This window comes from Ramlibacter sp. WS9 (assembly GCF_003797765.1).
Lineage (GTDB): Bacteria > Pseudomonadota > Gammaproteobacteria > Burkholderiales > Burkholderiaceae_C > Ramlibacter.
On record NZ_RKMB01000162.1, the window covers coordinates 1 to 407 of the forward strand.

A 407-nucleotide genomic window follows, 5' to 3' on the forward strand; every position below is an offset into this window, starting at 1 on the left:
AGCCCAAGCAGCGGCGCCTGTTCTTCGTCGCGGCGCTGGTATTCGCTGGCGATGCGCACCAGGCGGCAAGCCTTGCCCTGCAAGGCGCTCTCGACCTGCTGGCGCAGGTCTGGTTGCGGCTGATCCAGCATGACGCGGACCTCCAGCCAGGGCCGCTGTTCGTTCAGCAGGTCGGCCTCGGCCAGTTCGCCGATTCGATCGAGCACCTCGCCAAGAGGCGCGGGGCCGATGCGCAACAGTTCCACCGCGCGTGGCACCGGGAGACTCTGTACATCCTTCAGGCGCTCACCTTCCAGGGTGACGAGGAGGACCTGGTGGCGATAGTTCACTTCGGCGAAGGACAGCGGCAGCGGCGAGCCGCTATAGCGAATGCGCTCCTGTCCGGCGACTTTCTGTGGCTTGTGCAG

General features: G+C 66.1%; 1 protein-coding gene. It reads right to left on the reverse strand.

Features of this window, described 5'->3' with window-relative positions:
* Nucleotides 1-407 (reverse strand): exonuclease SbcCD subunit D C-terminal domain-containing protein (locus EEB15_RS33455; RefSeq protein ID WP_199236720.1); only part of this gene is annotated, 407 nt, incomplete at both ends.